The organism is Fulvimarina pelagi HTCC2506 (genome assembly GCF_000153705.1).
Taxonomy (GTDB): Bacteria; Pseudomonadota; Alphaproteobacteria; order Rhizobiales; family Rhizobiaceae; genus Fulvimarina; species Fulvimarina pelagi.
In genome coordinates, this window is the sequence record NZ_DS022272.1 from 238,073 (window position 1) to 246,249 (window position 8,177).

Consider the following 8,177-nt stretch of genomic DNA (forward strand, 5'->3'; position numbering starts at 1 on the left):
GGACGCGACGCGCGGACCAGGCACGGTCCGCACGACTGATAAACGAATGTCCGCCAAGGGATGGAGAGACCCAGAATGATAGCCCGCGTCCTGACCGTCGTCGTCCTGCTGCTCGTGGCTGTCCCGATCGTGACCTTTCTCGTGATCAACCGTGGACCGGTCGACCTTACCCTCGATCCATTCGGCACGATGCCCCAGTTCACCTTCTCGATCCCGCTCTCCTTGATCATGATCTCGGCAGCGCTCGCAGGCGTCGTGCTCGGATGCATCTTCACTTGGATATCCGAAGGCACCTATCGCCGAGACTCTTGGCGCCGCAAGTTCGAGATGGAGAAGATGGAGCGGGAAAAGCAGGAGCAGGCCGAAGCATTGAAGCGCCTTCGCCAGGAGCGAGTCGAGCGCACCAGCGCCGAGCGGAATATGCCGCAGCAGCCGTCGATCGCGGGTGCGCCGACTTCTTCTTCGCGCATGATCGAGGCGCATTAAGAAGCGTGATGCCGCCGACTTAGGCGCTATTAACGTCGCTTTAGTATTCTTTTTTCCGCGGCCCGAATGGCGCAGTGTTTCTGCAGGTTTTGTAGGCAGCCTAAATTAAGCAAAGCCCGGCGATTGGTTCGATGCCGGGCTTCGTCTTAGTAGCTCATGAAGACCGCGTGGCTTCACGCGGTGACGGTCTCGCCCTCGACCACCGCGTCTTCGCCCGCAATTCGCTTGGCGAAGCAGTCGAAGAACTCGGACGAGAGCTTCTTCGCCGTCGATTCGATCAGTCGGCCGCCGAGTTGTGCCATCTTCCCGCCGACCTGCGCGTCGACCTGATAGGTGAGAATCGTCTCTTCCGGGCCGGCTTCCTGCAGATGAACGTCTGCGCGGCCCTTGGCGAAGCCGGCGATGCCGCCCTTGCCTTCGCCAACGATCGAATAGCTCTCCGGCGCGTTGATGTTCTCGAGCCGGACCTCGCCTTTGAACGACACTTTCATCGGCCCGATCTTCACCTTGACCAGGGCGTTCATCGTGTCGTCCTCGTCGTTCTTCTCCAGGCTCTCGCAGCCCGGAATGCACTGGCGGAGCGTCTCCGGATCGTTCAGTTCCTTCCAGACCGTCTCGCGGCTGGCCGGCAAGCGATATTCGCCTTTGAGTTCCATGATGTCCTCCCGATCGAGATTGCGCTGCGACGGCTAGATTGTCGCACCTGTCCTTAGTTTCTCCTCTTTGATCGCTTTGCCAAGGGCAAAACCAGCGTTTATGCAGCGCGTTGAACCAAAGAACGACGATCGATCTTTCGAACGAGGCGGTGAGCGCGTGGCGCGTGGACGCGGGAAATCAGAGGCAAAACAGAGCCGTAACAGGGACCGCGGGGCGGGCCGCGACCGTGGTATGCGGCCGCGTGGGCTGACCGAAAAGTCGAAGACTCGCTCTCAGCCGAAAGCCGAGGCCGAAAATCCTCCGCGCGAGCGGATCGGGATCCCGCCGGCGACGGGCGATCGGCCAGGGATCGTGGCACCCGTCATCCTCACGGTCGCAGCGACCGACGATTATGCCCTGATCGATTCCGGCGCCGGCGAGAAGCTGGAGCGCTACGGCCCGCTCACCATCCGGCGACCGGAAAACCAGGCGATCTGGCCGAGACGGGCATCCGAAGCCGACTGGGAGCGCGCCGATGCGATCTTCACCGGCGACATGGACGAGGAGGGGACCGGGCGCTGGCGCTTTACGGGCGAACCGCTTGGCGAAACCTGGCCGCTTAGCTACGAACGCCTCGCCTTTCACGGCCGCTTCACGAGCTTCCGCCACACCGGCGTCTTTCCCGAACAGGCGGCCCACTGGGCCTTCGTCGATGAGACCGTCCGCGCGGCGAAGCGGCCGGTCAAGCTGCTCAACCTCTTCGGCTATACTGGGCTCGCCTCGCTGGTTGCAGCGCGTGCCGGCGCCGAGGTGACCCATGTCGATGCTTCGAAGAAGGCGATCGGCTGGGCGCGCGAGAACCAGGCGCTTGCGGAGATGGACGACGCTCCCATCCGCTGGATCTGCGAGGATGCGGTCCGCTATTGCGAGCGCGAGGTGAAGCGCGGCAACCGCTACGATGCGATCCTGCTCGATCCGCCCAAATTCGGGCGTGGGCCGAAGGGGGAGGTGTGGCAGATCCTCGAAGACCTGCCCTATCTCCTCGGCCTCGTCCGCATGCTTCTTTCGGACAGGGCATTATTCGCGATACTCACCGCCTATTCGATCCGCTCCTCCTTCTATTCCCTCGCCGAACTCGCCCGCGAGGAATTCCGGGGCATGGGTGGGCGGATCGAGGCCGGCGAGCTTCTGATTGCCGAAGACGGCGCGGATGCGCGGCTCCTCTCCACATCCCTTTTCGCACGCTGGACGGCCTGACGATGAACACCGGACATGACGCACCGAAGCGCAGCGTTTCCGCCCCCGGCCGGGTGAAAGAGATTTCGAGCACGGCCAATCCGATCGTCAAGGACATCCGCGCGCTCGTTCAGAAGAAGCATCGCGACGAGACCGGGCTGTTCCTCGCCGAAGGGCTGAAGCTGGTCATCGACGCGCTGGACGCCGGCTGGGAGATCGAGACGCTCGTCGTCGCGCGGGCCGCGCAGGATAGCGCGCTGCTCCACAAGACCGCGTCCCGCACTGTGGCGCTCGGCGCCGATCTGATCGAGGCCAATCACAAGGTGCTCGAAGCGATCACCCGGCGGGACAACCCGCAGAACGCGGTCGGCGTTTTCAGGAAGAAGACGGTCCCGCTCGAAAGGCTCGCGCCGAAGCCGAACGAGGTCCTGGTTGCCCTAGACCGGGTGCGCGATCCCGGCAATCTCGGCACCGTTCTGCGCACGGCCGATGCGGTTGGCGCTAAGGGCGTCGTCCTCGTCGGCGAGACCGTCGATCCATTCTCGCTGGAGGCCGTCCGGGCCACCATGGGCTCGATCTTCGCCGTGCCGGTATCGCGCGTCGGCGAGGCTGCTTTCATCGAATGGCGGGCTGGCTGCAGGGCGCCGCTCATCGGTACCCATATGAGCGGGGCGACCGACTACCGGAAACCAGACTATGCCTCGAAGGGATCGGTCCTCGTCATGGGCAACGAACAGGCCGGCCTCACCGATGCCCTTGCGAATGCCTGCGACACGCTTGTGCGAATTCCCCAGGTCGGCCGGGCCGACAGCCTCAATCTTGCCGTAGCCACAGGCGTGATGCTCTTCGAGGCAAGGCGCGGAATTTTGGAGTTGTGATGCCGTCGCGAAATCTCGTTCTCGTCAACATCACCATCGTCGTGCTCGCGGTCTTTCTTGATCAGGCGGTGAAGGCTCTCGTCGTCATGACGATGGAGCTGGGCGAGGCAATCCCCATTCTGCCGTTCCTGGCACTTCTACACGCCCGCAACACGGGCATTGCCTTCTCGATGTTCGCCGATACGGGCCCGCTTGGGCTAGCGCTGCTTGCCGGCGTCGTGCTCGTCGCCGTCCTTTATCTCTGGGTGAAGACGCCGCCGGATCGCAAGCTCACCCATTTCGCCCTCGCCATCGTCGTCGGTGGGGCGATCGGCAATCTCATCGACCGGCTCCTGCTCGGCTATGTCGTCGACTACGTGTTCTTCCACACGCCGCTTTTCGAGTTTGCCGTCTTCAACCTCGCCGACAGCTTCATCAGCGTCGGGGCGTTCCTGATCGTGCTCGACGAAATCGTGCTGACGCCGATGCGCGAGCGGCGGATCAAGCGGCAGAGCGCCTCCGATTGACTTCGGGCGGCGACGCCCTTCCTCCCTCGATAACAAAGAGATCCGTAATGACGAGGGAGGGCGCGCCATGGCCGATACGTTTCGGGCAGTCCTGATCAGCCGCGACGAGGACAAGAACCAGTCGGTCGAAATGACCGAACTCACCATGGACGACCTGATGGAAGGCGATGTCGACATCCGTGTCGAAGCCTCCACCATCAACTACAAGGACGGCCTCGCGATCACTGGGAAGTCGCCGATCGTGCGCAGATGGCCGATGATCCCCGGTATCGATCTTGCGGGCGAGGTGATCGAGTCCCGTAACGCGGAATGGAAGCCGGGCGACAAGGTCGTGCTGAACGGCTGGGGCCTCTCCGAGACCCATTACGGCGGCTATTCCGAGCGCGCGCGGGTGAAGGGCGAATGGCTGGTGAAGTTGCCGGATACCTTCTCGGTGAAAGAGGCTATGGCGATCGGCACCGCCGGCTATACGGCGATGCTCTCGGTGCTGGCGCTCGAAGATGCCGGTTCGAAGCCCGAGGATGGCCCGGTGATCGTCTCGGGCGCGACCGGCGGCGTCGGCTCGGTCGCCGTCTCGGTGCTCTCGAAACTCGGCTGGAACGTGATCGCTGTCACGGGCCGGTCCTCGGAGTCGCAATATCTGAAGGATCTCGGTGCGACCGAGATCATGGACCGCGAAGAGCTTTCCGAAAAGGGCAAGCCGCTTGAGAAGGAGCGCTGGGCGGCCGGCGTCGACTGCGCGGGCTCGCATACGCTCGTCAACATGCTCGCTGGCACCAAGCGCCACGGCAGTGTGGCCGCATGCGGTCTGGCACAAGGCTTCGATCTTCCGGCGACCGTAATGCCGTTCATCCTGCGTGGCGTCTCGTTGCACGGTATTGATTCGGTAATGGCGCCGAAGCCGCGCCGCGAGCAGGCTTGGCAGCGACTGTCGAGCGATCTCGATAAGGCGAAGCTGACGGAAATCGCCTCCGAGGTCTCCTTCGACCAAGTGATCGAAACCGCGAAATCGCTGATCGACGGCAAGGTGCGCGGTCGCGTCGTGGTCGACATCTGAGCATGCATTCGATTTAGGCGGTTTGAAACGCGTCGTGGTCTGGCTTTCGCGGACGAGCCAGCTCGGCGCATTCCGCCACTTTGACCTCCGTTCCGACTGACGAAATGCGGAACGGCGAGCGATGCTTTTCGTTTGTGGATAAAAGGCTCGGAGTGAGGATCGTCATCGGAATGTCGCCGAGCGAAGCTAAGCGTTGAGCGTCGTTTCCTTGGGGTGGTAAAACTGAATGTCTGCAGTTGCTGATACCGTGCGGAGCACGTCGCGGACGAGAAGCGACGGCAATGCTTTATCGCAAGACACGGGTTCGCGCTTTCTTTCTCGCGGCGTACCGGCAAAGATTGCCCATTTCGCGAAACGTTTCGATCCGAATGCTCCGGTTCTTGGCCGGATCGGGTCGCTGGAAGTTCGGCTGGCCAGATCGCCGCTGGAGGTGAAAGCCGCACAGCAACTGCGCTATCACGTCTTCTACGAGGAGATGAGTGCGCAGCCGTCGCGCGTGCAACAGCTGACCCGGCGCGACAAGGATGGCTTCGATCGCTATTGCGACCATCTCCTAGTCATCGACCAGGCGCGGGGCGGTTCGATTTCCGAGCGCATCGTCGGCACCTACCGGCTGATGCGCGATACCGGCGCACGGCTGGCAGGTGGCTTCTACACAGCCCACGAGTTCGACATTGGTCCCATGTTGGCGCGTCATGTCGGCCGCCGTTTTCTGGAACTCGGCCGATCCTGCGTTCTCGAAGACTATCGCGGCAAGCGCACCGTGGAGCTCCTCTGGCAGGGTATCTGGGCTTATGTGATCCGGCACGACATCGACGTTCTTTTCGGCTGCGCCTCGATCGAGGGCACAGAGCCTGGAAAGATCGCCGACTCGCTTGCATTCCTGCGCGACGTCGCGTCCGCACCGAGCGAGTGGCGCGTCCGCGCCCACGTCGATCGCGGCACGTTCGCCGACGAGACGATGCAACCCACAGATCCCAAGCGCGCTCTCGCGGGCCTGCCGCCATTGCTTAAGGGCTATCTACGCCTGGGCGGTTGCATCGGTGAGGGCGCGGTGGTCGACAAGCAGTTCGGCACGACGGATGTCCTGGTTGTCCTGCCGCGCGAGCGGATCAATCCGCGCTATGTCAACCATTACGGCACCGATGCGGGACGTTTCGCGGCCTGATACACGGGCGCCTACTCGCCGTAGAAACAGCGCCGGGCGACGTAGGCGTCGCGGACCCCGCGAGTCTGGTATTCCCGCCGCCAGCGATTGGCATCGCTGCGTGAGCCAGGCCCTATGGCGACCACCCACAGACCTCTGCCAGCATTCGGGCTGTCCGAAGAGTCCACGCCCCAAGCAGCGCCGCCGACCTGGCTTGCATGGTTGTCGGCAGCGCTGAAGCTTGAAAATGCGCCGGCGAAGGCGAAGTAGCCGCAGCTGTCCGCCGCGGAGGAAGGGCTGGTGTTGAATGCAGCACCGCCAATTGCTGCGAGGAAGATCCAGCGCTTCATCCTTACACCTTTCCTCTGCGGTGTCCGAGGATGCTAAAATGCCTAGGCGCATTGCGTATGACAAATCGTCGGCGTTGGGTGCTCGGATCGTAAGATGCATTCCACTCTCGCCATCGTGAGCAAAATTTCACGGCAGTGATTAGATTTTGATCAAAGTGGCGCTATGCCGTTTCGTTGGTCAGTCCGATGCGGTTGCTCCGAACCCTGTTTTGCAATGCAAAAATTAGCTGTGGCACGCCGCTTGCTTTTCCTCTTGTAACCCCGCCGCGACGAGCGGGAGATCACGCAGGAGAGAGCTCATATGAATTCACCGAAGAACTGGCTGAAGCGTTTGGGAGCAGCGGCTCTCGTCGGCTCAGCCATCGTCACCGGCGCCTTCGCGCAGGATTCCTCTGGCGAAGCGCCAAGTGGCGACCCGATCAAGGTCGGCGTCCTTCACTCGCTGTCGGGCACGATGGCGATTTCGGAGACGACGCTAAAAGACGTGATGCTGATGCTGATCGGTGAGCAGAACGCCAAGGGCGGCGTCCTCGGCCGGCCGCTGGAAGCCGTAGTGGTCGATCCAGCCTCCGACTGGCCACTCTTTGCCGAGCAGATGCGCCAGCTCGTCTCCCAGGACGAAGCCGACGTCGTGTTCTGCTGCTGGACCTCGGTGTCGCGCAAGTCGATCCTGCCGGTCGCCGAAGAGCTGAACACCGTCGTATTCTATCCGGTCCAGTTCGAGGGCGAAGAGTCCTCGCGCAACATCTTCTACACGGGCGCCGCGCCGAATACCCAAGCAATCCCAGCCGTCGACTATCTGATGGAAGAGGGCGTAGAGCGCTGGGTGCTGGAAGGCACCGACTACGTCTATCCGCGCACGACCAACAAGATTCTCGAGCAGTATCTGAAGGACAAGGGCGTCGCGGCTGAAGACATCCTCGTCAATTACACCCCGTTCGGCTTCTCCGACTGGCAGACGGAAGTCTCGCGCATCAAGGAATTCGGTTCGGCCGGCAAGAAGACCGCCGTCGTCTCGACCGTCAACGGCGACGCGAACGTGCCATTCTACAAGGAGCTCGCCAATCAGGGCATAGAAGCGACCGACATCCCGGTCGTCGCCTTCTCGGTGGGCGAGGAAGAGCTTGCCGGCATCGATACGGGCCCGCTCGTCGGCCATCTCGCCGCCTGGAACTACTTCATGAGCGTCGACACGCCGGAGAACGAAGACTTCATCGCCAAGTGGCATGAGTTCATCGGCACCGAGGACCGCGTGACCAACGATCCGATGGAAGCCCATTACATCGGCTTCAATATGTGGGTGAAGGCGGTCGAGGCGGCCGGTACGACCGATGCCGATGCCGTCATCGACGCTCTGCCGGGCATCGAGCAGGCGAACCTCACCGGCGGCACGTCCGTCATGGGCAAGAACCACTACATCTCCAAGCCCGTGCTGATCGGCGAGATTAACGACGAAGGCCAATTCGACATCGTGTCCGAAACCGACGACGTCGTCGAAGGCGATGCCTGGTCCGACTTCCTGCCGGAATCCAAGGTGCTGATGGCCGATTGGACCGACCCGATCAATTGCGGCAACTACAACACCGAGACCGAGAGCTGCGGTGGCGCAGGCGCAGAACAGGCGGCCTCAACTGAAGAGGCTGCAGCGGAGACCGAAGAGACTTCGACGAACTAGTTCGCACTGCTTCTCAAACATCGACGCGTCCATTTCCTCCTCCCAAGACTGACGCTTTTCCGGGCGGCCATCCTGGCACCGTTGGGTGGCCGCCTCTTTGATAAGTCTGCAGGCCGTTCCAGGCCTCGCGAAGGGCTGCACGCCATGTGCGTCGGGCCTTCTCATCATTCGCCCGGCCTTCGTGAACAGGCTCCCAACTCGCGTTT

The 8,177-nt window shown here is 62.3% G+C and carries 9 protein-coding genes; 7 read left to right on the top strand and 2 right to left on the bottom strand.

Annotated features, from left to right (window positions below; genetic code table 11):
* The first annotated feature begins 75 nt into the window (after positions 1–75).
* Positions 76–486 (top strand): lipopolysaccharide assembly protein LapA domain-containing protein, encoded by a 411-nt coding sequence (locus tag FP2506_RS17805; protein ID WP_007065489.1) that lies wholly within the window; start codon positions 76–78, stop codon positions 484–486.
* Positions 487–659: 173 nt separating this feature from the next.
* Here the strand turns inward: FP2506_RS17805 and FP2506_RS01095 are convergent, their stop codons facing one another.
* On the bottom strand, positions 660–1,142 hold the full coding sequence (locus tag FP2506_RS01095) for an SRPBCC family protein (RefSeq protein WP_007065490.1): 483 nt from the start codon (positions 1,140–1,142) through the stop codon (positions 660–662).
* Positions 1,143–1,242: 100 nt separating this feature from the next.
* Between FP2506_RS01095 and FP2506_RS01100 the strand changes: the two genes are divergently transcribed.
* The 5 genes from FP2506_RS01100 to olsB all read left to right on the top strand — a co-directional run bounded on the left by FP2506_RS01100 (position 1,243) and on the right by olsB (position 5,967).
* Positions 1,243–2,379, top strand: a complete 1,137-nt coding sequence (locus FP2506_RS01100; RefSeq protein WP_007065491.1) for a class I SAM-dependent methyltransferase — start codon at positions 1,243–1,245, stop codon at positions 2,377–2,379.
* Between the two features lie 2 nt (positions 2,380–2,381).
* A complete protein-coding gene (locus tag FP2506_RS01105) occupies positions 2,382–3,236 on the top strand; it encodes a TrmH family RNA methyltransferase (RefSeq protein ID WP_007065492.1) in 855 nt (284 codons plus the stop codon).
* On the top strand, positions 3,236–3,742 hold the full coding sequence (gene lspA / locus FP2506_RS01110; protein ID WP_007065493.1) for a signal peptidase II: 507 nt from the start codon (positions 3,236–3,238) through the stop codon (positions 3,740–3,742). The genes FP2506_RS01105 and lspA overlap by 1 nt, the downstream gene beginning before the upstream one ends.
* Before the next feature lie 67 nt (positions 3,743–3,809).
* A complete protein-coding gene (acuI, locus tag FP2506_RS01115; RefSeq protein WP_007065494.1) occupies positions 3,810–4,799 on the top strand; it encodes an acrylyl-CoA reductase (NADPH) in 990 nt (329 codons plus the stop codon).
* A gap of 226 nt (positions 4,800–5,025) precedes the next feature.
* Positions 5,026–5,967, top strand: coding sequence for a l-ornithine N(alpha)-acyltransferase (gene olsB / locus FP2506_RS01120; protein WP_007065495.1), 942 nt, complete (start codon positions 5,026–5,028; stop codon positions 5,965–5,967).
* A gap of 11 nt (positions 5,968–5,978) precedes the next feature.
* Here the strand turns inward: olsB and FP2506_RS01125 are convergent, their stop codons facing one another.
* On the bottom strand, positions 5,979–6,296 hold the full coding sequence (locus tag FP2506_RS01125; RefSeq protein ID WP_007065496.1) for a hypothetical protein: 318 nt from the start codon (positions 6,294–6,296) through the stop codon (positions 5,979–5,981).
* A 301-nt stretch (positions 6,297–6,597) separates the two neighbouring features.
* Here FP2506_RS01125 and urtA point away from each other — a divergent pair, with 301 nt between their 5' ends.
* Positions 6,598–7,971, top strand: coding sequence for an urea ABC transporter substrate-binding protein (gene urtA, locus FP2506_RS01130; RefSeq protein WP_007065497.1), 1,374 nt, complete (start codon positions 6,598–6,600; stop codon positions 7,969–7,971).
* The last annotated feature ends 206 nt before the right edge of the window (positions 7,972–8,177 follow it).

Excerpts from the sequence above, each read along its gene's own strand:
- urtA (WP_007065497.1), top strand. The coding sequence starts at position 6,598 with ATGAATTCACCGAAGAACTGGCTGAAGCGTTTGGGAGCAGCGGCTCTC.
- FP2506_RS01105 (WP_007065492.1), top strand. The coding sequence starts at position 2,382 with ATGAACACCGGACATGACGCACCGAAGCGCAGCGTTTCCGCCCCCGGC.
- acuI (WP_007065494.1), top strand. The coding sequence starts at position 3,810 with ATGGCCGATACGTTTCGGGCAGTCCTGATCAGCCGCGACGAGGACAAG.
- FP2506_RS17805 (WP_007065489.1), top strand. The coding sequence starts at position 76 with ATGATAGCCCGCGTCCTGACCGTCGTCGTCCTGCTGCTCGTGGCTGTC.
- olsB (WP_007065495.1), top strand. The coding sequence starts at position 5,026 with ATGTCTGCAGTTGCTGATACCGTGCGGAGCACGTCGCGGACGAGAAGC.
- FP2506_RS01100 (WP_007065491.1), top strand. The coding sequence starts at position 1,243 with ATGCAGCGCGTTGAACCAAAGAACGACGATCGATCTTTCGAACGAGGC.
- FP2506_RS01095 (WP_007065490.1), bottom strand. The coding sequence starts at position 1,142 with ATGGAACTCAAAGGCGAATATCGCTTGCCGGCCAGCCGCGAGACGGTC.
- lspA (WP_007065493.1), top strand. The coding sequence starts at position 3,236 with ATGCCGTCGCGAAATCTCGTTCTCGTCAACATCACCATCGTCGTGCTC.
- FP2506_RS01125 (WP_007065496.1), bottom strand. The coding sequence starts at position 6,296 with ATGAAGCGCTGGATCTTCCTCGCAGCAATTGGCGGTGCTGCATTCAAC.